A 20499-nucleotide genomic window follows, 5' to 3' on the forward strand; every position below is an offset into this window, starting at 1 on the left:
AAAGCGTAGGGTGGGCCCTGCGCGGCGAGCCAGAGCGAAGCAGCACGAAACAGCTGTTGATACGGGATCGATACCCTACCGCCGGGTAGGTCACGGAGCGGTTGCGGCGGTCCCCCCGAACGCGCTGCGTTAACCTTGTAGTTGGCCGTTTTCCGGCCCGCCCTGCCACCCGCCCCGCCAACAGTCCAAGGAGAGTGTGTGCCCCGCTCCGCCAGGTCATCCGCTGACGCCATCAGCGCCCGGCTCCGGGACCTCGAGCTCCTCACCAAGGGACCCGCCTGGGCCCTCACCCGCTCGGCGCCGTGGGTTATCGCGGTGCTGCAGGCGTCCTTTACCCGCATCCGGCCGCAGCTTCCGCTCGAGGAATTCCATGCCGATGTCGACTCCTTCCTGGAGGAGCTCCGCCGGCAGGACCCCGGGCTGGGCGGCGGAGCCAACGGCAAGTCGTTCGGCGATGAGTGGACGCGACGGCAGTTCCTGACCCGCCGGAACCAGTCCGGCCAGATCGTCTACGAAGTCACCGAACCCGCCGCCCGCGTACTCGCATTCCTGGACAGCCTCTCCAGCGAACGGTCCACCCTCAACGGGTCCCGGCTGGGCACCCTGCTCGGCGATGTCGAAAAGCTCGCCAATGAGACCAACCCGGACCAGAGCGCCCGGCTTGAGGCCCTCGAGGAGGAAATCGGTGAGCGGCAGCAGCTGATCGAGGACATCAGCAGCGGCGAGTTCGACGGCCTGCTCGATGACGACCAAGCCGTGGAGGCCGCGGGCAACATCCTGGACCTGGCCGCCAGCCTGCCCGCCGACTACAAGAAGATGCGCGACCGGATCGAGGAACTGGTGGGCGGCCTCCGCAACCAGATCATCGAGGAGTCGCTGACCAAGGGCGCCACCATGGCGCAGGTGCTGGAAGCGGACAAGCGGCTCCGCCAAAGCCCGGAAGGCAGGACGTTCCGGTCCTTCACCGCGTTCCTGGAGGACCCGCAGCAGCAGCTTCGGTTCCGCTCCGCCATCGGCGAAGTCCTCGGCCGGCAGTTCGCGGATGACCTCTCGCCGGAGGACCGCGAAACACTGAAGAACCTGGTGGCAGAACTCCGCCAGCAGCACAGCCAGATCCAGCGCATCTACGGGAAGCTCAGCGAAAGCCTCAACACCTACGTCCAGAGCGACGACTTCCGCCAGTCGGTCCGGTTACGGCAGGTCCTGCGCGAAGCCGAGCACGCCATCCGGTCCCTGCCGTACGAGCGTGACCGGCCCGGCCTGATTCCCGGACCCGTCCTGTACAACGCGGGTTTCGAGGCGCTGTCCATGGTGAAGCTGTTCGACCCAGACGAGTTCGCCGCACCCCCCAAGCTGGCCGACCCCATCGCGTTCAGCGACTCAGACCGCGTGCGCTCGCCGAGGACCGGCAAGGCCAAGCCGGCGGTGGTCCGCGCGGCCATGGCAGGAGCCAGGACCTTGGGTGACGCCTGGGAGCAGCTGCCGCCGGAAGAGCAGCACATCAACACCATCCGGGCCCTCCTGTCCGAGGCGCTGCACGCGGGCGCCACCTTCGACCGCGAAGCGGTGGACGGCCTGGACTTTGAACAGATAGACGGCACCACCCGGCGGGCCTACCTGCCGGTGGTCACGCTCGCAAAGGATTCAGATGACTGAAGAGATGACGGCACCGCCCGCCGAGCCAGTACCCGGCCCGTCGGTTGAGCCGGCCGAAACCCGTGATCCGATAGTTGGGCCTGCCGAAACCGCGGACGCCCCGATGCCGGCCAGCCACGTCACCGGCGCAGTCACTCCGCGCGACACCTTCGTGGACGGAGCCGCGCTGTTCCCCGGCGACACAGGCGTGCTGAACATGAAGGTCCGGCAGGCGCTGGTGAAGCTCCTCAAGGGCCCTTACATTGACGGCGGCCGGGACGAAAAGCTGTGGACGGTCCTCCTGGACAACCAGGTGATCCTGCGCAGCCGGCTTTCGGAACTGTTCCTCAGCATGCAGCTGGACCATGAACGGAAGATCGCCGTCCTGCGCCCGGTGGACCCGGACGTGGTCGGGGGCAGCGCCCGGTCCAGCATCCTGCGGCAACAGCGGGCCCTCAGCCGGGTGGAGACCATCGTGCTGCTCCGGCTGCGGCTCCTGCTGGACCGGCACGTCACCGCCCAGACTGACCCCACCATTACCCGCGAGGAAATCACGGACCTGGTGGCGCACTACCAGCCGTCCGGCCAGCAGGACGCCCTCCGCGACTCGGACGTGGTCACCCGGGCGATCACCAAGCTCCTGGCCCGCCAGCTCCTGCTGCCCACGGGCCTTGACGACGTGTACACCATCTCCAACGCCCTCCCGCTGGCCCTCCCGTTCGAGAACATCGGCGACATCCCGGCCCACATCGAAGCCCTGGTGGCCGCTTCGACGGACCAGTCCGGAACGGAACCCCTGCTGGACTTGGACGACACGGGTGACGATGACAACGACGACGGCGCTGCCGCCCAGGGAGTGGCATCTAAGGGAACGGATGAGGGACCCGCTGCGAGCTTGCGAGCAGTGGGAAATCCGGACCCGCTGTCGGAGCCGGACGCATCGTCCGAAGGACGGATGCCGTCCGGCGAAGGGGCGGGGGCGGCAGCGCCGTCGTCGTACCCTGCCGGCACCAAGAAGGAGGCCGCGAAGTGACCATTCCGAGCATGCTCCCGCTGGGGGAAGAGACGAACCCGGGCCAGATGCGGCTGGCGCTGGTCCAGGTGGTCAACTGGGGCACGTTCCACGGCGCGCACACCATGCGCGTGGACCGGAACGGAACCCTGCTGACCGGTAATTCCGGCGTGGGAAAGTCCACGCTCTTCGACGCCATGCTGCGCGTTTTCGATGCCAGGCCACGGTCCAACGAGGCAGCCGCCCAGCGGTCCGGCGGTGCTGTGGAGGACAAGCGCACCACGTTCACGTACATGCGCGGCAAAGTGGGCGACAAAGCCGTGGGCGAGGGCTCGGCGAGTGCCTTCCAGCGCCCCGGTGCCACCTGGTCCGCCGTCGGGCTGACGTTCGACAACGCTGCGGGCACCCGCGTGACCGTCTCGGCCCTGTTCGACCTGCCGAAGAACGGCACGGAATCGAGCGTGGGCCGGTTCTACCTGATCGACAATGTTCCGCTGGACCTCGATGCGATTGAGGGCATCGCGGACAAGCGGTTCACCAAGGGCGCGCTGGAAACGATCTTCCCGCACGCCCAGGTGTTCGACGTCCACAAGGCCTTCGCCGAGCGGTTCCGGCGCCTGCTGGGCATCAGCTCGGACCAGGCGCTTCCGCTGCTGCGGGTCATCCAGGCGGGCAAAGGCCTGGGCGGCAGCGTCAATACGTTCTTCCGCGACCAGGTGCTGGATGCCCCCGCAACGCTGACGGCGGCTGACGACGTGGTGGAAGAGTTCAGCAACCTCATGTCCATCCGGCAGCGCCTCGAAGACGTCCGGCAGCAGCGCGACCAGCTGGCGCCGGTTCCGGGGCTGAACCGCGAGTACGCCCAGTCCCTCCTGGACGCCAACCGGCTCCGGGACCTGGCCGGCGGCGAATTCGAGTCGTACAGGCAGCGGCTCGCCGTCACCGTCCAGCAGAAGATCCTGGCCCGGTTCAAGGAACTGGCGCAGGCCAAAGCGAAGGAGCTCGGTGCCGAGCGTTCGGTCCGCGATGGCCTGGCCAAGGACCTGCGGCAGCTGGAAACCGACTACAACAGCCAGGGCGGCAATGCGATTTCCGCCATTGAGCAGTCGCTGGAGAACGCAAGGGTGGGGCTGCGCCTCCGCCGCCAGGTGGAGCAGGCCGCACAGCAGGCATTGTCCGACGCCGGGCTGCAGCTGGAGTGGACGGCCTCCGGCTGGGAGCAGGCCCACGAGCAGGCGGCCGCCCGTTCCGTGGAGCTGAAGGACGATTCGCAGGCACTGCAGGAGCTGCGCTTCGAGGCGTTCGACGCCCACGCCAGCCGCAAGCGCGAACTGGCCGCGGCCGAGCAGGAACTCGTGTCGCTGAAGACGCGCAAATCCCTGCTGCCGCCGTCGAGCATTGAAAACCGTGCCGCCATTGCCGCCGCCACCGGCATCCCGGAGGACAGGATGCCGTTCGCCGGTGAGCTGATGGACCTGGCTGAAGGGGAGGAGCGGTGGCGCCCGGCGGCCGAGCGTGCGCTCCGTAACCTGGCCACCACGCTCCTGGTCCCCGGCGAACATTTCTCCTCGGTGACCCGCTACCTGAACGACAACAAGGTCCGGGGCGCGCTGCGGGCCGTGGACGTCTCCAAGCCCCTCGCCGGTGGTCCGCTGGCAGTGGAGGACGCGCGCGACGGCGACCTGCTCACCAAGCTGGACATCCTCGCCAGCGGTGCGGCTGCCGAGGCGGGGGGATGGGTGCGGGAACGCATCGCCCTCGACTTTGCCTACCCCTGCGTGGAAGACCCGGACCAGCTCGCCGCGCTGGACAAGGGCCTGAGCCTGGGCGGCGTGGTCAAGCGGAACCGCCACACCGTGGAGAAGGACGACCGGTTCACCAGCCGCCAGGACTACGTGCTCGGGTTCGACAACGCCGCCAAGCTGGAACTCGTGGCCGGCCAGGTGGAGGACCTCCGGCAGGAAGTGGCCAAGGCGGCCGAGCTGGCCCAGAGCCGGGAAGATTCCCACCAAGGCATGAGCCGGCAGCTCGAGGCGCTCCGCCGGATCGCTGAGGACGACAGGCCCTGGGACCAGGTCTCGGCAGCCGTCGCGGCCGAGGAACTGGCGGGCATTGAGCAGCGGCTCAAAGACGCCCTTGCCGCCCAGGCGGACCTGGAACCGCTGCGCGCCACCATCGAGGAAGTCCGGCAGAGGCACCAGTCCAGCACCGAGTCCGCAGCCGTGCTTCAGAGCGAGTACAAGGCCCTCGACAGGCAACTGACCGCTGCCGATTCCCTGCTGGAGGCCGCGCGCCACCGCTTGGCCGAAGCGCCGCCGTCGGACGCTACCGTGACGGCGCTGGAACCGTACTTCGCCGACTTCGGCGATGTGACGGAGATGCACGAGCTGGACAACCTGGCCAACCGCGTGCGGACCGCACTCCAGGGCGAGCTGCACACCGCCGAATCCCGGGGACAGGCCACTGCGGAGCGGCTCACCCGCATTTTCGAGGGGTTCGTGCGGGAGTGGGGCAGCGCCATCTCCGCCGACCACGGCACCAGCATTGGGGCGGCCAGCGAATTCGAAGCCCGCTACCACGCGATCGTCAACGATGGACTGCCGGCGCAGGAAGCCGAATTCCGGCAGTTCTTCAACCAGCGCACGCATGAATCCTTCAGCACCCTGCTGCACCTCCTGGACGAGGAACGCCGCTCCATCACCAGCCGGATCCTGCCGCTGAACGGCATCCTGTCGCAGGTGAACTTCCACGAGGGCAGCTTCCTGGAACTGGACATCAAGCAGACCCTGCCGCCAACCGCGAAGCAGTTCAAGGACGCCATCCAGAACGCGCTGAAGGCCCGGCATACGCGGCCCGCCAAGGCCGAGCCGGGTGCGGAACGGGACGACGACGCCGAGCTTACGGCACGCTACAAGTCCCTGGAAACGCTGGTGAAGCGCCTGGGCTCGCAGGCTCCGGAAGACCGGCGCTGGCGGGCCGAGGTGCTCGATGTCCGCGGGCACCTGTTCATCCAGTGCAAGGAGCACCGCGAGGTCACCGCGCCCCCGGCCAAGGGAAAGAAGGCCGGCAAGAAGACCGAGGTGTTCATGCACGCGGACACCGGGTCCATGTCCGGCGGTGAGCGGCAGCGGTTCACGGCGTTCATCATGGCGGCCGCCCTCAGCTACCAGCTGGGCATCGCCGAGCAGGGCTTCACCACGTACGGCACGGTGATGATGGATGAAGCCTTCGTGCTTGCCTCGGAAGAGTTCGCCGGCGCCGGGATCAAGGCGCTGCACGAGTTCGGGTTCCAACTGCTGCTGGCCGCGCCCGAGAACGTCATCGACCTGTCCCGGCACCTCGGCTCCGTGACCGAGATCCTCCGGGACCGGCGCACCAACCGTTCCGGCGTGCTAACCGCGCCGGTGATCCGCCCCCGGCAGGGCGAGGAAGGGGCCTGGCGGTCCGAGGCGAATCCTGTGGACATCGTGCTGCGCTGATGGCCGCCGCCGCGAACCTGAGACAGGGATAACAAACTGATGGATTTATCCGTCAGGTTCTGGTGTGCCGCGATTTGGTTGTGCCACCCTTGTGAGCAAAACACCACCACGCCATCCTGATCCCCGTAGGCATTGCGGAACGCTGGGTCCCGCAGTTGCCGCCGAACAAGCTCACGGCGCCCTCGTGAAAGGCAGCCACCATGCACCCAGCCCGCCGACTCACCGGACCCCTTGCAATGGCCACCGCGGCCGCCTTCTTCCTGGCAGGCTGTACAGCCGGCGGGCCGGCAGAACCCGGCGGCGGGGTGATGTCCCCCGCCGCTACAGTCCCACCTTCAACAGGGGCGCCGGGCGCTCCAGCCCCGTCCACGGCGCCGGGCCAGCCCGCCCCGCCGGCGCCGTCCAGTTCCGATCCTGCTGGGGCCGGGCTGGCGACTTTCACTTTCCCCGACGGCAGGCTCTCTTTCACGCGGCCGGCGGACTGGAAGGCCGAGGTCTTCGAGGCCTCGGCGTCCCCCTACGTGGGAACGGCCACCATCTATGACGCCAGTGACAAGCAGTTGGTCAGCATCTATTACGGACAAATCGCCGATGGCGTCGCCGGCCCGGTCACCAGGACCGTTTTCGAATCCGTTCCGGTGCCCGGGCTGCAGGGCCGGTCCACCCCGGAGGCGCATGCCTCGTTCTACGTGGACTGGGACGACGACGATGCCACCTACCACCTGCAGCTGACGGCGGGCGCACCGGCAACAGGCCCCCGGGACGCGGTCAAGGGAATCATCCTCCTGGGCGACCGCGTGCTGACGGCGGAAGTGCTGTTCGATGACCAGCAGTTCCCCGACGACAAGGCAGCCCGGGCGTGGTTCGCCGGCAGCCAGGGCCAGGCGCTGAGGGCCATCCTGGCCAGCTTCACCTACCGCTGACCGGACACAGGAAGGCCCTCCCGTGATGCGCGGGAGGGCATTCCCCAGGTGTGGCGACCGGGCGCTACTTGGACTGCACCCTGCCCAGGAACTGCGCGGTGCGGTCCTGAAGGCCCTGGATCTGGCGGACCACGACGGCGGCCGGGTCCGGGTTGATCTCATTGGCCGGGGGCTCCTTGCGGACATTGCCGGAGCACAGGAAATCTGCGCAGATCAGGGTGCCCACGGTATTGCCGTTGCGGCCGGATTGGCCGGCGCGGCGGGCCACCCAGAGCAGCACGTCCTCCTTGGAGAACACGTCACGGCACAGTTCGCACAGGACAGAGCGGTTCTTCCGGGCGCCACCTTCGGGCGCCCGGAGCAGGACTCCGGTGAGGCCCTTGGGGCCTGGAACCACGAGATAACCGCGAAGCGGCATCTTGGGGTCCCGCCAACCGAGGAAGTCCAGGCTGTCCCAGTGCAGGTTGTCAAAGTGCTGGGGCAGGTTGAGTTTGGCGGCCTCGGAACGGCTGGCGTTGACGAAGGATGAGCGGATTTGCTGGGGCGTGATTGATTGCATGGCTGAACTTTCGTGAGAAGGGGCCCGGCAGCGGGCAGCAGCCCGGGATGCGGGTTCTAAAAAGGGGAGTCAGCAGTTGTCCGCGAAGCAGGCCAAAGCGGCCACCCCGCATTCCGCGGCAGCAGCGGGGCTGAAAGCCTCCGGCGTGCGCATTGCTCCTCGATGTCCCGATCTCTTGAGGTTTTTGTCCGGCCGTTCCGTAACGGACCCGGTCCCTGCCATCCTGCCAAACCCTGGAAATCCTGTCCAAGACCACGGCGGCTGTGTCCTTCGTCACCTTGGGGAATAAGATACGAAAAGCTTTCGTAATTGCCGGAAGCATAGGCTAGCCTTGCTTAAGTTCGCATCGCTCACTTAAGGAATTTCATGGCTTCCTCCCTGTTCACGGGCCCCAGCACCACCCGCCGCACGCTGTTTAGGTCAGCGGGGGCGTCGGCCATCCTGGCCGCCGCGGTGACGCTCTCCGCCTGCTCCACCGGCCCGGCAACGTCTACTTCCGATGCCAGCGCCTCCGCTTCCAGCAGCGCCCAGTTCCCGGTCACCATCGACCATGTGTTCGGCAAGACCGTCATCGAGAAGCAGCCCACGCGGGTTGCCACGGTCTCCTGGGTCAATGACGACGTCGCCATTGCCCTGGGTGTTGTCCCGGTAGGTGTTCCCAAGAATGAATGGGGCGGGAACGACAAGGGTTCCACTCCCTGGAAGGACGCCGCCCTTGAAGAACTCGGCGCCGGATTCGGCACCGACAAGGCTCCGGTCCAGTACTCGGAGGCGGACGGCATCAACTTCACCGAGATCGCCAAGCTCACCCCTGACGTCATCCTGGCCGCCTACTCCGGCCTGACCGAAGAGGATTACAAGAAGCTCAGCGAAATCGCCCCGGTGGTGGCGCACCCCGAGCTGGCTTACGGAACGTCCTGGCAGGACGCCACCACCATCGTGGGCAAGGCGCTGGGCAAGGACGCCGAAGCTGCCAAACTGGTCTCCGACACAGAAGCCACCGTCAAGGAAGAGGCGGCGAAGTACCCGCAGATCAAGGACAAGACCTTCATCTACGGCTACGCCCTGCCGTCCGACCGCACCCAGACCGGCATCTACACGGCCAATGACAACCGGCCCAAGTTCCTGTCCTCCATCGGCATGAAGCTTGCCCCCGTTGCGGAGCAGGCATCGGCCGGCTCGAAGGAGTTCTTCGTGCCGTGGTCGGCAGAGAAGGTCAACGAGCTTGATTCGGACATCTTCCTCAGCTCGGTGGAAGACGCCAGCGAAGCCGACGCGATCAAGAATGACCCCCTGCTCGGACAGATCCCGGCCGTCAAGAGCGGCGCATTCGTCGCAGACGCCAACAAGAGCCTGGTCCTCGCCATCTCCGCTTCCTCACCGCTGAGCCTTCCCTGGGCACTGGACACGTTCCTGCCTGAGCTGGCCACCGCAGCGGATGCCGTGAAGTAGCGCCGGTTCCGTGACGCAGAGTTCGACGACGGCGGCCCGCCAGGCCGCAAGCCCCGGTACTTCGGTGCCGGGCACGGCAGCCCGTGCCCCGGGAAACGCCCGCGCGTTCCCGGGGAAGCGTGCCGCCTGGCTGCTGGCCGCCGTCGTCGTACTCGCCGTCCTGGCAGGCGCATCCCTCGCCGTCGGAGCGAGGGGCCTGCCGCTGGGCACCGTCTGGGACGCGCTCACGCAGTTCGATCCCGCCAACGGTGACCACGCAGTGGTCCACGCCCGCATTCCCCGCACAGTCCTCGGCCTGCTGGCCGGCGGTGCGCTGGGCCTGGCAGGCGCCGCCATGCAGGGCGTTGCCCGCAACCCCCTCGCCGATCCCGGAATCATGGGCGTCAACGCGGGCGCCGCCCTGGCCGTGGTGACCGGCATCTATGTCTTTGGTGTCGGCTCACTGTCCGGCTACATCTGGTTCGCGTTCATCGGCGCCGCCGTGGCCGCCGTCGTGGTCTACTGCATCGCATCCCTCGGCCGGGACGGAGCCACCCCGGTCAAGCTTGCCCTGGCGGGTGCCGCCCTCAACGCCGGCCTGTACTCGCTCATGAGCGTCATCCTGGTGTCCAGCCAGGACACCCTGGACAAGTTCCGTTTTTGGCAGGTGGGTGGCATTGCCGGCCGTGACTGGTCCGTGGTGCTGGCGGGGCTGCCTTTCCTCGCCGCGGGGGCCGTCATCGTGCTCTTGACCGGCCGCATCCTCAACAGCCTGGCGCTCGGTGATGACATTGCCCGCGGCCTGGGCCAGCGCGTGGGCCTCGCCCGGGGCATCACTGCCCTGGGCATCGTGCTGCTGTGCGGATCCGCAACGGCGATGGCTGGCCCCATCGCCTTCGTAGGCCTGGTCATCCCGCACGCTGTTCGCTTCCTGACCGGGCCGGATTACCGCTGGATACTGCCGTTCTCCCTGGTCCTGGCGCCCGTGCTGCTGCTCGGCGCGGACATCGTGGGACGGGTGGTGCTGCTTCCCGGTGAGGTGCCCGCCGGCATCATGACCGCACTCATCGGCGCCCCCGTCTTCGTGTGGCTGGTCCGCCGCGGGAAGGGAGCCGGACTGTGACCCCGAAGACAGCGGCCCCCACAACCCCGGTTGCCCTATCAGATAAGCCTGCCACAACCGCCCCTGAAGGACCCCAAGTGACAGGGCAACGCCGGGGACGGATCCTCCTGAACCGGACCGCCTTCCTGGCCACCGGCGTCGTGATCCTCTTCTTCGTTTCCGTGCTGCTGGGCAGTTACACGGTGACCATCCCTGATTTCTTCACCATCGTCTACAACCATCTGACCGGCGGTCCCAGGATCCCCGGTGCCAGCTTCATCGTCATGGAAAACAAGCTCCCGCGTGCGGTCATCGGAACCATGATCGGACTGGCCTTCGGGCTGGCCGGTGCACTCTTCCAGACGATGCTCCGCAACCCGCTGGCCAGCCCGGACATTATCGGCATCAGCTATGGCGCCAGCGCCGCCGCCGTGGTGGCCATCGTGATTTTCGGTGCGTCAGGTGCAGTGGTGTCCGGCGCCGCGCTGGTCGGGGCCCTGGCCGTAGCGGGCCTGATCTACGCGATTTCCAGTGGCGGGATCCGCGGCGGCGGCCGGGGCAATGCCGCTGGCAACCGGTTGGTACTGGCAGGCGTCGGAATCGCTGCCGCCCTGCACGCCGTGGTCAACTTCCTGATGACGCGCGCTGACATCCGCACCGCCGCCGATGCCCTGGTGTGGCTCAACGGTTCCCTGAACTCCGCTAACTGGGACCGCGCCGGGATCCTCTTCTTGGCACTCGCCGTGCTCCTTCCCGCGGTGGGCGTCATCGCCGGGCCGCTGCGCATCCTCGAACTGGGCGACGACACCGCCGCAGGCCTGGGCATCCGGGTCAACGCCGCCCGCCTCGCCCTGGTCATCATCGCGGTCACCCTCGCGGCGGTGGCGACGGCGGCAGCCGGGCCGGTCTCGTTCGTCGCCTTCCTCGCCGGTCCCATCGCCCGGCGCTTCACCGGGAAAGCCAGCCTGCCGGCCTCGGCCCTGGTGGGGGCCGTCATCGTCCTGGCCGCGGACTTCCTCGCCGCCAACCTTGCCCCGCTGGTACTGGACGGAACCGTCCTGCCGGTGGGCGTCATCACCGGCGCGCTCGGTGCCCCGTTCCTGCTGTGGCTCCTGGTCACGAACAACCGAAAGGATGCCTGACGTGGCAGTTCTGAACGCCGAGGACCTGACGCTGAAATACGATCAGCGCTGCGTGGTGGACGGCCTCAGTGTCGAAATCCCCGAAGGCAGGGTGACCATGATCGTGGGCGCCAACGCCTGCGGAAAATCCACCCTGCTCCGCGGACTGTCCCGGCTCCTTAAACCTGCCGGCGGCGCTGTCACGCTGGACGGCAAGGACATCCACACCCGTCCCGCCCGCGAACTGGCCCGCACCCTGGGCCTGCTGCCGCAGCATCCCACCGCACCGGACGGCATCACCGTCCGCGACCTGGTGGGCCGCGGCCGGTACCCGCATCAGGGCTTCTTCCGCAGCTGGAGCGAGAAGGATGATCTCGCGGTGCAGCGCGCGCTGGAGGCCACCGAAACGCTGGCCCTCGCGGGGCGGAACGTGGATGAACTCTCCGGCGGGCAGCGCCAGCGGGTCTGGATCGCCATGGCCCTGGCGCAGGAAACCGACATCCTGCTGCTGGACGAACCCACCACCTACCTCGACCTGGCCCACCAGGTGGAAGTCCTGGACCTGGTCACGGACCTGAACCGCAGGCGCGGCACCACCGTGGCGATCGTCCTGCACGACCTCAACCTCGCGGCACGCTACGCAGACAACGTCATTGCCATGAAGGCCGGCGCCGTGGTGGCCGAAGGTACCCCGGGCGAGGTTGTCACCGAGGACCTGGTCCGCAGCGTCTTCAACCTGGAATCCCGGGTCATCCCGGATCCCGTCTCCGGAACGCCCCTGATCATTCCCATCGGCCGCCATCACGTCCCCACCGAACTGGAGCTTGTTTCATGAAGACCCGCGACGCCGCATCCACCAAGCCGATGAACACCAAGACCCTGAACACTGAACCGATGACGCTGGCCTTCGAGGTCACCGTCTCGTCGGTGCAGGAGCTCAGCCCCAACTTCCGCCGGATCACGTTCGGCGGTTACTGCCTCCGCGATTTCGGTGTCCACGGGGACACCCTGGACCTCCGGATCAAGCTGATGATCCCGTCCGTCGCTGCCGACGGCACACAGATTCCCCTGCCGGTCTTCGAAATGAGCGAATCGGGCTGGTACCGCGAATGGCTGGCCATGGACCCTGCCGTGAAGGGTTCGATGCGCACCTACACCGTGCGTGACGCCCGGCTGGACGAGGTGTACCCGGAGATCGACGTCGACTTCGTCATGCACTTCGACGACCACGGAAACGGCGGACCCGCCGCCAACTGGGCACTGAACGCCAAGCCCGGTGACGCCATCACCATCATCGGCCCCAACAACCGGGCCGCGCACTGCGTCACCGCCGAAATCTACTCCGGCATCGAATGGCGGCCGGGCCTGGCCCAGCGCGTCCTGCTCGCCGGTGACGAGACCGCCATCCCGGCCATCTCCGCCATCCTGGAAAGCCTTCCGTCCTACATGACCGGCCACGCCTTCCTTGAGGTCCCGGAGGCCGGCGACTTCCAGCAGCTCAGCTCGCCGGCGGACATCGAGATCACCTGGCTGGCCCGCGGTGCAGCGATCGGGCGGTCCCGCCCGCACGGCCAACTGCTGCAGGACGCCGTGCGCAAGGCTGTTCCCGTGCCCGGCTGGGTGGGCATCAAGGCCTCCGACGCCGGCGCGGGCCCCGAACCCGAAGACGTCAACGTGGACGAGGACATCCTCTGGGAGACCCCGTCCCGGATGGAAACCGCCGCGATCAGCGCCACCAAGAACCCGGACATGCCCGCCGGTGCCATGCCGTTCTACGCCTGGATCGCGGGTGAAGCAGCCGTCATCAAGGACATGCGCCGGTACCTGGTGCGGGATGTGGGCATCGACCGGAAGCAGGTTGCGTTCATGGGTTACTGGCGGCAGGGCAAAGCCGAAGGCTAAGCCCTCTGCGCTTCGCCTTGGTGCGACGGCACCGCTATTTCGCCGTCGCTTAGCGGTTGGACCCTTCCCAAACTTCGCAAGCTCAGTTCGGGGCCCTCGGGTCCGCCCTTCCTCCCGGCGCTCCGTTCGGCCGCGGGCGGCCTCTCTTCGCTCTGGTCGGCGAAGCGCGCCTACGCGAAACAGCATCGCCGTCGCCGTCGCCACGGCAGGTCACCTGAGCTTCACCTCGGCTTTTCCTGCGCTTTCCTTGGTGGGGCTAGGTTGGGCGGGTGGTGCCCTCTGAATCTCTGCTTCCCAGTTCCGGGCGGCGGGTGTTTGTTGCCTTGGGCGATTCGTTTACGGAGGGCGTGGGGGACCGGGATGAACGGCTGCCCAACGGGGTCCGCGGCTGGGCGGACCGGGTGGCCGAGAAGCTCGCCAAGGCGCAGCCGGGCTGGAAGTACGCCAACCTCGCCATCAGGAGCAAACGGCTCCGGCACATCATCGATGAACAACTGGAACCGGCCCTGCGGATGCGGCCGGCGCTGGTCACGCTGTATGCGGGCGGCAACGACATCCTGGACCTGAAAACGGACATGTCCACGCTCATGGCGGACTACGAGCAACTGGTGGCCCGGCTCGCCGGCACCGGAGCCACACTGGTCCTCTTCACCGGCTTCGATGTGAAGGTTTCCGCCCTGCTTGAGCCGCTGAAGAAGCGGAACTCCTTCTACAACCACCAGGTGCGGGCCATCGCCAAGAAACACGGTGCGGTACTGGTGGACTACTGGTGCCTGGACGCCTTCCACGACCGGCGCATGTGGGACTCGGACCGGCTGCACATGTCCAAGGCCGGCCACAAGTACCTCGCCGGGCAGGTCCTGGACCAGCTGGGTGTGCCGCACAAAATCCGGCCCAAGGACTGGGAGCCGCCCACCCCGCTGACGCTGCGGGAATGGGAACGGCGGCAACGGCGGTGGGTCCACGACTGGGTCCTGCCCCTGTTCGGCCGCAAGCTGCGCGGCGTCACCCTGGGGGACGCGCTCACGCCCCGGTGGCCTGAGCCCGTCGAGGTGCCGCGCAAAAGGCGGGCTGAAGAAGCTCGCCGCAGGGGCGTCCGACGGCGGCGCCGCGCCTTAGCGGCCAGGGGCCGCTTCAGCCGGGGGTGCAGGCGGGTTGTCCAGCAGGATCTCGTAGCCGGGGGCCACGCGTCCGGCGTGGAACTCCACCACCTCGAAGTCCGCGACACCGTTCGAATAGAAGGGGTCCTGCTGGAGGCTGGCGTCCAGGACTGACCGGTCGGCCTGGGAGAGCAGCAGCCCGCCGGTGCGGGGGACTTTGCGGCCGGCGGCAATGAAGACGCCGTCGTCGAAGGCCTTCTGCAGCCAGGCGATGTGGGCGTCGTTGTGGAAGTCCACAATGTCCTGCGGAACCCGGTAGGTCAGGGAGACAACATACATGCGCCCAGATTACCGGCTCGCCGGACCCCGGGACTGTGGACCGGCTTGCCGGGTGAGGGGCCTGTCCGTCGGTTGAAGGATCAATCGTAGAATGGGTGCATGACCGAACCGCGCTGGCTGAGTGCCGACGAACGCCGTGCCTGGCTGGCCCTGGTAAGCATCAACACCCTGCTGCCGGCCGCACTTGACACCAAGCTTCATGCCGCAGGCAAGCTTTCCCTGTTCGACTACACCGTGCTGGCCATGCTGTCCGAATCGGACCAGCGGTTCCTGCCCATGAGTGAACTCGCCGCGCGCACCAGCGCCTCCTTGTCCCGGCTCTCGCACGTAGTGACAAAGCTGCAGAAACGCGGCTGGGTGGAACGCCGCCCCCACCCGCGCGACGCCCGGGTCACCATCGCCCACCTCACTGAGGAAGGCATGTCCACCATCGTGGGCCTCGCACCCGGCCACGTGGAAGACGTCCGGAACCTCTTCCTTGATGCCCTCACGGAAAAGGACGTCGAGGACCTGGCCCGGATCGGCGAAAAGGTGGTGGGCCGCCTGGATTCGGACCACTGGATCCTGCGCGAAACCCAGCCCTGACCCATAACTCCGCCCGGGATTGGTTGCTTCCGGCAACGGGTGGCAAACTAACCGGATGGACTTCACTTCCCGGTTTGTTGCCCTCGGCGATTCCTTTACGGAGGGCGTAGGCGACGACGACCCGGCCCGCCCCAATGGCGTCCGCGGCTGGGCTGACCGCGTGGCCGAGCAGCTCGGCGCGGGGGACCCAGGCTTCGGCTACGCCAACCTCGCCATCCGCGGCAGGAAGCTCCGGCAAATCCTCGAAGAACAGGTGGACGCCGCCGTCGAGCTTAAGCCCACCCTGGTGAGTATCTACGCCGGCGCCAACGACATCCTGCGGCCCCGGATCGACATCGACGACCTGATGGCCGAATACGACGACGGCGTCCGCAGGCTGAGTGCCACGGGCGCTACCGTGGTGATGTTCACTGGGTTCGATGCCCGCGGCTCCAAAGTGTTCGGCACCATGCGCGGCCGCACCGCCATCTACAACGAACTGGTCCGCGGGATCGCGGGGGACCACGGCGCCCTGCTGGTGGACTACTGGCGCTTCAGTGAGTACTACGACTGGGGAATGTGGGCGCGGGACCGGATGCACATGTCCGCTGCGGGGCACGCCAACATGGCCAAACGGGTGCTGGAAGTCCTCAAGTACGACCACTCCATCGACGTCCCGCCGATGACGCCGGTGCCCCAGCTCAGCGGGACGGATGCCCTCCGCGCCAACGCCCAGTGGTTCCGCGAATACGCCGCGCCCTGGGTGGCCCGGCGGGTTACCGGTCAGTCTTCGGGCGACAACCTGGCCCCCAAGTACCCGCGGCTCACCAGGCTCCCGCAGCACATCTAGCAAGCAGATCTAGCGGCGGAACGCCGGGGTGGCCAGCAGTGAGCCGTCGGCGTGGACGGCCAGGACCGCAACATCCCACTGGTCTGTGGCGAGATTGAGCATCGGCCTCCCGCCGGAGACGATTGCCGTGGCCAGGATGTCCGCCGTCACTACGTCCGCGGCGGCGACCGTGACCTGGACGAAACCGGAACCGCCGTCCACCCGCCAGATGTGTTCGCCGCGTTCGGCCGAGCCGGACGTGGCCAGGGCTGCGTGCCCCTCGACCCCGCCAAGCGCATAGCCGCTGATCAGGGCGTGACTGTCGGCCGGATCGACGATGCCGGCTTTCCATGGCGTGCCGGAGCCCGGAACGGGTGAGCCGCTGACCAGGATGTCGCCGCCGGCATTGAGGCACCAGTCTCGACGCCCCAGGGCAAGCAAGGACCGCCCCGCTTCGCGGATCGCGTGGCCCTTGATGAGCCCCGAGAGGTCCAGCACGCCGTCCGGGCGCTCGGGCGAGAAGGCGCCCCCGGTCAGGAGCCGCCATTCATGCGCCTCCGCATACCGGGCGCGCATCTCCGGTGATGCGTTGCGGAGCGTCAGTTCGCCCCGGGCCAGGCGGCTGGCTTCCGACGCCGTGCGGTACAGGCTGAACGTCTCGTCCAGTTCCCGGAACAGGCGTTCGACGACGGCGGTTGCGGCTGCGAGTTCGTCCTGGGTTTCCGGGCCTGCCGCGGGGGAGTCCGCCAGGGTCAGGCTGATGACGGTTCCCATGCATTCAAAGGTCCGTGACGTGAGGCTTGTGCCCGTGTCCGGTGACCGGAGTGGATCAGAGGTTCGCGGCATCGATGGCTGCCTGGAGTGAGGTGAGGTAGGCGTTGCTGGTGACGGTGGCGCCGCTGATGGTCTGGACGTCCGCCGACTGTGCGGCCAGCACCTCGGTCCGCAGGAGCGGCGCCGCACGGTTGCTGATCTGGATCGACTTGCGGTCATCGTCGGTCAGGTGCAGGGCTGTCACCTCCGTGATCTTCCCGGAGGCCACCGTGATCTGGACCTGCACTGCTCCGAACCTCGTCTGGACTGCGGCGCCCTGGTAGGTGCCGGCCGTTGCCGTGCCGCTGCTTGAGGAGCCGGAGCTGCCGGAGGTGCTCGAACTGCCTGAGGAGCTGGATCCGCTGGAGGAGCCCGAGGACCCCGTGGTCCCGCCCGAGCCTGTTGTCCCGGAACTGCCCGATGAACCTGACCCTGACGAACCGGCCCCGGACGTGCCGGTCCCTGTCGAACCCGCGGATCCTGCCGTCGTCGTACTTGAACCCGACGCGAGGGTGCTTGCACCCCCGGCCTGCGTGCCGGCCTGCCAGCCTGCCAGGAGGATCCCGGCGGACGCGACAGCTGCGGCGAGTGTTCCGCGTGCTTTCACCAGTCGAACCTTTCGTGATGGATCTGTTCTTCGGGGACTCCGGCCTGCCGGACGTCAGCGATGACGCTGTCCGCCCAGCCTGTGGGGCCGCAGACATAGACGTCGGAGTCTGCGACGTCGGGGACGAAAGCCGTGAGCCCGTAGCCGCCCCGGACTGCTTCCTGGGGCAACCAGCTGGAGCGCACGCGTGACCTCGGGCCCGGAAGGTGGAAGAGGCGCACGCCACGGGAGCGGCACAGGTCCAGGATTTCGCTGCTCAGGTACAGTTCCTGCTCCGTATGGCCCCTCAGCAGGACGCTCGCTTCTCCGGGAGTGAACGGGGTGGTTTCGAGCAGTGCGCGCAACGGCGTGATGCCGATGCCGGCGCCGATCATCACCACTTTGTTCCTGGTCCGGGCGCCGGTGCTGAGCAGCCCGTACGGGCCTTCGACGGCAACCCTGGTCCCCTTCCGCAGCCGGACCAGCTGCGCGGAACCGGCGCCAAGGTTGCGCACGGTGATGCGCAGGGTGCCTTCGCCGCGGGGTCCGGTGATGGCGGGCTCGGCGGACAGGCTGAACGGGTGCGGGTGCCACCACATTCCGGGCGCCAGGAACCGCCAGATGAAGAAGCGTCCGCCCGTTTCCGCCAACCGGTCCAGCTGCCGGCCCGCCATGAAGATGTTGATCACGCCCGGTGCCGCCACCTCTACCCGGGACACCGTGAGCTGGTGCCGTGACGTTGCCATGAGGGGTTGCAGCACCCGGAAGTACACCAGCGCCGCACCGGTGGCGATGCAGATGGCCAGCCAGTACCAGCGCTGCCAGGTACCTTCCGCAAACAGTCCGCCCACACTGAACTGGTGCGGCAGGGACGTGCCCACCGCGGCGTACGTGAGGAGATGGACCACGTACCAGAACTCGTACGGGAAGCGGCGCCGGACCGCCACCAGGGAGGTCACCACCACGGCAATGAAGAGCGCCATGGACACGAACGCAAGCCACATATCCGGGACCTGCTGCCAGAGGGAAATGGACTCGCTGACCGGGTCAAGGCCTTCCGCCATGCCGTATCCCACGGCCAGCAGGAAGCCGTGCGCCAACAGCAGATACAGCGAGGGTTTGCCGAGTTTACGGTGGAACTCCAGCGCCCGGTCATGGCCGATAGTGCGGTCGATGTACGGAATCCGGGCTGCCAGCAGCAGCATCAGCAGGACCAGGTCCATGCCGGCCAAACCGGCCACAATCCCGGCCGCGGTGAACGCGGAGGCGACGGAGCTGACGCCGGCCGCACCGCCGTCGGCAAGCCAGAGGGCGACGGCGGCAGCTACGGAACCCCAGGCAATAACAGTCAGGAGGTCGGCCCTTAGCAGCCGCTGCCGGTGCTGGCGGCGGAACCATCCGCTGTTGTTGTGGGCGGCAGGAGGAGTGGCGGAGCCGGATAGGTGTGAAGGCCCCGGCCCGCCGGAGCTGTTGTGCGCCGGAGGTGCCGGCAGGGACTGCGTTCTCATGTACCTAAGATGCGCCGCCAAGCTTTCATTCAGCTGTGAAAACGGGTGCGCGCAAGCTGTGACACTGTGGCCTTGCAGGTGGGCGTTCGCAGGAAGCCCTTATACACCCAAACGCCCCGGATTGGTCTTTAATTGCGTCACCTCGTAGACTTGGGAGGCGCTAAGTGCGCGGAGCGTGCGCAATTGCTCCGGTGGCCCGGTATTTTTCTCCAGGGTAGCCGGTAGTTAGGGGCTCAAGTTGCGTGACTAACCGTTCACCCTGATCACTTTGGGTCGCTCTTAGACGCATGATCCTGCAGCCGATATGCGGATCATTACTTTCAATTCTTGAGGAGAAGTCATGGCAGCACACTGCCAAGTGACCGGAGCCGAGCCGGGCTTTGGGCACAGCATTTCGCACTCGCACCGCCGCAACAAGCGTCGGTTCGATCCGAACATCCAGAAGAAGCGCTACTGGGTTCCGTCCCTGCGCCGTAACGTCACGCTGCAGGTTTCTGCCCGTGGCATCAAGACCATCGACGTACGCGGCATCGACGCAGTCGTCGCCTCGATCCTGGCTCGTGGGGTGAAGCTCTAGTGGCTAAGGACAAGGACGTACGTCCGATCATCAAGCTCAAGTCGACCGCGGGCACGGGTTACACCTACGTAACCCGTAAGAACCGTCGTAACGATCCGGACCGCATGGTTCTGAAGAAGTACGACCCCAAGATCCGCCAGCACGTCGAATTCCGAGAGGAGCGCTAAACATGGCTAAGAAGTCCAAGATTGCTCGCAACGAGCAGCGCAAGGTCATCGTTGAGCGTTACGCTGCGAAGCGCCTCGAGCTGAAGAAGACCCTGGTTGACGAAAACGCAACCGACGAAGCACGCGAAGCAGCCCGCCTGGGCCTCCAGAAGCTGCCCCGCAACGCGTCCCCGATCCGTCTGCGTAACCGCGACATCATCGACGGCCGTCCCCGCGGTACCTTCCAGAAGTTCGGCATCTCCCGTGTTCGCTTCCGCGACATGGCTCACCGCGGTGAGCTCCCGGGCATCACCAAGTCTTCCTGGTAATCCAGCACCGCTGATACCAGCTGCTTGAGAAGAGCCGGCAACCATGTGGTTGCCGGCTCTTCTGCGTTTAACCCACTCGCCGGGTGGTGCTTGAGCGAGCTCCACCCCTGTGCGGCAGCACACACAGCGGAATGACGACGGCGGGAACCGGTGTGGGTGCCGTTTCGCCCGTTTCGCCGCGGAATCCCGGGGTTTCCTGCCTTGGGAGGGCCGGGTTTGCGGTGATGCCGCAGGGCGTGTATTGTTTTCTAAGTCGCCGCGAGGGAGACAGCGAAGAGCTGGTAACCGCGGGCGGCCAAACTCCCAAAAACCAAGACCAAGATTTAGTTGCTCTTCAGGGCGCTGAAAACTGGTGGGAGCGGTCATCTTCCGCTTCAAGTCCTGAAACATGGATTTGCATCGGGCCGGGTGGTCGGGTAAGTTTGGAAAGTTGCTCCGGAGCGATCCTGAACGTTAGTTGTTTGGGTGGTGCCGGGTGTGTCTGTTGTTTGAGAACTCAATAGTGTGCCAAGTTTGTTGATACCAATTTATTGTATTGAATTGG

The 20499-nt window shown here is 66.9% G+C and carries 19 protein-coding genes and 1 pseudogene; 15 read left to right on the forward strand and 5 right to left on the reverse strand.

Translation table 11 applies throughout. The features are described 5' to 3' along the window. The first annotated feature begins 198 nt into the window (after positions 1–198). The 4 genes from QE394_RS10420 (at position 199) to QE394_RS10435 (ending at position 7049) form a co-directional block, all read left to right on the forward strand. The gene (locus QE394_RS10420; protein ID WP_056078366.1) at positions 199–1656 is read left to right on the forward strand and encodes a DUF3375 family protein; all 1458 of its coding nucleotides are present in this window, start codon (positions 199–201) and stop codon (positions 1654–1656) included. Continuing rightward, positions 1649–2668 (forward strand): DUF4194 domain-containing protein, encoded by a 1020-nt coding sequence (locus QE394_RS10425; RefSeq protein ID WP_349034452.1) that lies wholly within the window; start codon positions 1649–1651, stop codon positions 2666–2668. The genes QE394_RS10420 and QE394_RS10425 overlap by 8 nt, the downstream gene beginning before the upstream one ends. Beyond that, on the forward strand, positions 2665–6126 hold the full coding sequence (locus QE394_RS10430) for an ATP-binding protein (protein WP_349034453.1): 3462 nt from the start codon (positions 2665–2667) through the stop codon (positions 6124–6126). The genes QE394_RS10425 and QE394_RS10430 overlap by 4 nt, the downstream gene beginning before the upstream one ends. A gap of 200 nt (positions 6127–6326) precedes the next feature. Next, on the forward strand, positions 6327–7049 hold the full coding sequence (locus QE394_RS10435; RefSeq protein ID WP_156368366.1) for a hypothetical protein: 723 nt from the start codon (positions 6327–6329) through the stop codon (positions 7047–7049). A 64-nt stretch (positions 7050–7113) separates the two neighbouring features. On the opposite strand, the gene QE394_RS10440 is transcribed toward QE394_RS10435, so the two are convergent. Next, positions 7114–7608 (reverse strand): FBP domain-containing protein, encoded by a 495-nt coding sequence (locus QE394_RS10440; protein ID WP_349034454.1) that lies wholly within the window; start codon positions 7606–7608, stop codon positions 7114–7116. A gap of 366 nt (positions 7609–7974) precedes the next feature. Between QE394_RS10440 and QE394_RS10445 the strand changes: the two genes are divergently transcribed. From QE394_RS10445 to QE394_RS10470, 6 genes and pseudogenes are all read left to right on the forward strand, one after another. After that, positions 7975–9060: an iron-siderophore ABC transporter substrate-binding protein gene (locus QE394_RS10445; RefSeq protein WP_349034455.1), complete on the forward strand. Its 1086-nt coding sequence runs from the start codon at positions 7975–7977 to the stop codon at positions 9058–9060. 64 nt (positions 9061–9124) lie between these two features. After that, positions 9125–10162 (forward strand): iron chelate uptake ABC transporter family permease subunit, encoded by a 1038-nt coding sequence (locus QE394_RS10450; RefSeq protein ID WP_235501479.1) that lies wholly within the window; start codon positions 9125–9127, stop codon positions 10160–10162. A 77-nt stretch (positions 10163–10239) separates the two neighbouring features. Continuing rightward, positions 10240–11283: an iron chelate uptake ABC transporter family permease subunit gene (locus tag QE394_RS10455; protein WP_082497354.1), complete on the forward strand. Its 1044-nt coding sequence runs from the start codon at positions 10240–10242 to the stop codon at positions 11281–11283. Position 11284: 1 nt separating this feature from the next. Beyond that, complete coding sequence (locus QE394_RS10460) at positions 11285–12097, forward strand: ABC transporter ATP-binding protein (RefSeq protein WP_261620862.1); 813 nt, start codon at positions 11285–11287, stop codon at positions 12095–12097. Beyond that, a complete protein-coding gene (locus QE394_RS10465) occupies positions 12094–13164 on the forward strand; it encodes a siderophore-interacting protein (protein ID WP_200937744.1) in 1071 nt (356 codons plus the stop codon). Before QE394_RS10460 ends, QE394_RS10465 begins: the two co-directional genes overlap by 4 nt. A gap of 311 nt (positions 13165–13475) precedes the next feature. Continuing rightward, positions 13476–14283, forward strand: a pseudogene (locus QE394_RS10470) (SGNH/GDSL hydrolase family protein). Here the strand turns inward: QE394_RS10470 and QE394_RS10475 are convergent. After that, on the reverse strand, positions 14280–14603 hold the full coding sequence (locus QE394_RS10475; protein ID WP_056078344.1) for a YciI family protein: 324 nt from the start codon (positions 14601–14603) through the stop codon (positions 14280–14282). The pseudogene QE394_RS10470 and the gene QE394_RS10475 overlap by 4 nt on opposite strands. Before the next feature lie 99 nt (positions 14604–14702). Between QE394_RS10475 and QE394_RS10480 the strand changes: the two genes are divergently transcribed. Next, entirely contained in the window at positions 14703–15188 is a 486-nt protein-coding gene (locus tag QE394_RS10480) for a MarR family transcriptional regulator (RefSeq protein ID WP_056078341.1), read from the forward strand. Positions 15189–15243: 55 nt separating this feature from the next. Next, a complete protein-coding gene (locus QE394_RS10485; protein WP_261620860.1) occupies positions 15244–16017 on the forward strand; it encodes an SGNH/GDSL hydrolase family protein in 774 nt (257 codons plus the stop codon). 9 nt (positions 16018–16026) lie between these two features. Here the strand turns inward: QE394_RS10485 and QE394_RS10490 are convergent, their stop codons facing one another. The 3 genes from QE394_RS10490 to QE394_RS10500 are packed head-to-tail and all read right to left on the reverse strand — an operon-like array spanning position 16027 to position 18903. After that, a complete protein-coding gene (locus QE394_RS10490; protein ID WP_349034456.1) occupies positions 16027–16770 on the reverse strand; it encodes an FAD:protein FMN transferase in 744 nt (247 codons plus the stop codon). 55 nt (positions 16771–16825) lie between these two features. Continuing rightward, a complete protein-coding gene (locus QE394_RS10495) occupies positions 16826–17416 on the reverse strand; it encodes an FMN-binding protein (protein ID WP_056078333.1) in 591 nt (196 codons plus the stop codon). Continuing rightward, a complete protein-coding gene (locus tag QE394_RS10500; RefSeq protein ID WP_349034457.1) occupies positions 17413–18903 on the reverse strand; it encodes a ferredoxin reductase family protein in 1491 nt (496 codons plus the stop codon). Before QE394_RS10500 ends, QE394_RS10495 begins: the two co-directional genes overlap by 4 nt. 340 nt (positions 18904–19243) lie before the next feature. Here QE394_RS10500 and rpmB point away from each other — a divergent pair, with 340 nt between their 5' ends. The 3 genes from rpmB to rpsN are packed head-to-tail and all read left to right on the forward strand — an operon-like array spanning position 19244 to position 19955. Continuing rightward, positions 19244–19480 carry a 50S ribosomal protein L28 gene (rpmB, locus tag QE394_RS10505; protein WP_015938871.1) on the forward strand — a complete coding sequence of 79 codons (237 nt, stop codon included), beginning with the start codon at positions 19244–19246 and terminating at the stop codon, positions 19478–19480. Beyond that, positions 19480–19647, forward strand: a complete 168-nt coding sequence (gene rpmG / locus QE394_RS10510; protein WP_013602737.1) for a 50S ribosomal protein L33 — start codon at positions 19480–19482, stop codon at positions 19645–19647. Before rpmB ends, rpmG begins: the two co-directional genes overlap by 1 nt. A gap of 2 nt (positions 19648–19649) precedes the next feature. Next, positions 19650–19955 (forward strand): 30S ribosomal protein S14, encoded by a 306-nt coding sequence (gene rpsN / locus QE394_RS10515; protein WP_015938870.1) that lies wholly within the window; start codon positions 19650–19652, stop codon positions 19953–19955. Positions 19956–20499 lie beyond the last annotated feature (544 nt).

The organism is Pseudarthrobacter sp. SORGH_AS 212, from assembly GCF_030818145.1.
In the GTDB taxonomy this organism is placed as follows: Bacteria; Actinomycetota; Actinomycetes; order Actinomycetales; family Micrococcaceae; genus Arthrobacter.

Excerpts from the sequence above, each read along its gene's own strand:
- QE394_RS10425 (WP_349034452.1), top strand. The coding sequence starts at position 1,649 with ATGACTGAAGAGATGACGGCACCGCCCGCCGAGCCAGTACCCGGCCCG.
- QE394_RS10435 (WP_156368366.1), top strand. The coding sequence starts at position 6,327 with ATGCACCCAGCCCGCCGACTCACCGGACCCCTTGCAATGGCCACCGCG.
- QE394_RS10440 (WP_349034454.1), bottom strand. The coding sequence starts at position 7,608 with ATGCAATCAATCACGCCCCAGCAAATCCGCTCATCCTTCGTCAACGCC.
- QE394_RS10445 (WP_349034455.1), top strand. The coding sequence starts at position 7,975 with ATGGCTTCCTCCCTGTTCACGGGCCCCAGCACCACCCGCCGCACGCTG.
- QE394_RS10465 (WP_200937744.1), top strand. The coding sequence starts at position 12,094 with ATGAAGACCCGCGACGCCGCATCCACCAAGCCGATGAACACCAAGACC.
- QE394_RS10475 (WP_056078344.1), bottom strand. The coding sequence starts at position 14,603 with ATGTATGTTGTCTCCCTGACCTACCGGGTTCCGCAGGACATTGTGGAC.
- QE394_RS10480 (WP_056078341.1), top strand. The coding sequence starts at position 14,703 with ATGACCGAACCGCGCTGGCTGAGTGCCGACGAACGCCGTGCCTGGCTG.
- QE394_RS10485 (WP_261620860.1), top strand. The coding sequence starts at position 15,244 with ATGGACTTCACTTCCCGGTTTGTTGCCCTCGGCGATTCCTTTACGGAG.
- QE394_RS10490 (WP_349034456.1), bottom strand. The coding sequence starts at position 16,770 with ATGGGAACCGTCATCAGCCTGACCCTGGCGGACTCCCCCGCGGCAGGC.
- QE394_RS10500 (WP_349034457.1), bottom strand. The coding sequence starts at position 18,903 with ATGAGAACGCAGTCCCTGCCGGCACCTCCGGCGCACAACAGCTCCGGC.
- rpmB (WP_015938871.1), top strand. The coding sequence starts at position 19,244 with ATGGCAGCACACTGCCAAGTGACCGGAGCCGAGCCGGGCTTTGGGCAC.
- rpsN (WP_015938870.1), top strand. The coding sequence starts at position 19,650 with ATGGCTAAGAAGTCCAAGATTGCTCGCAACGAGCAGCGCAAGGTCATC.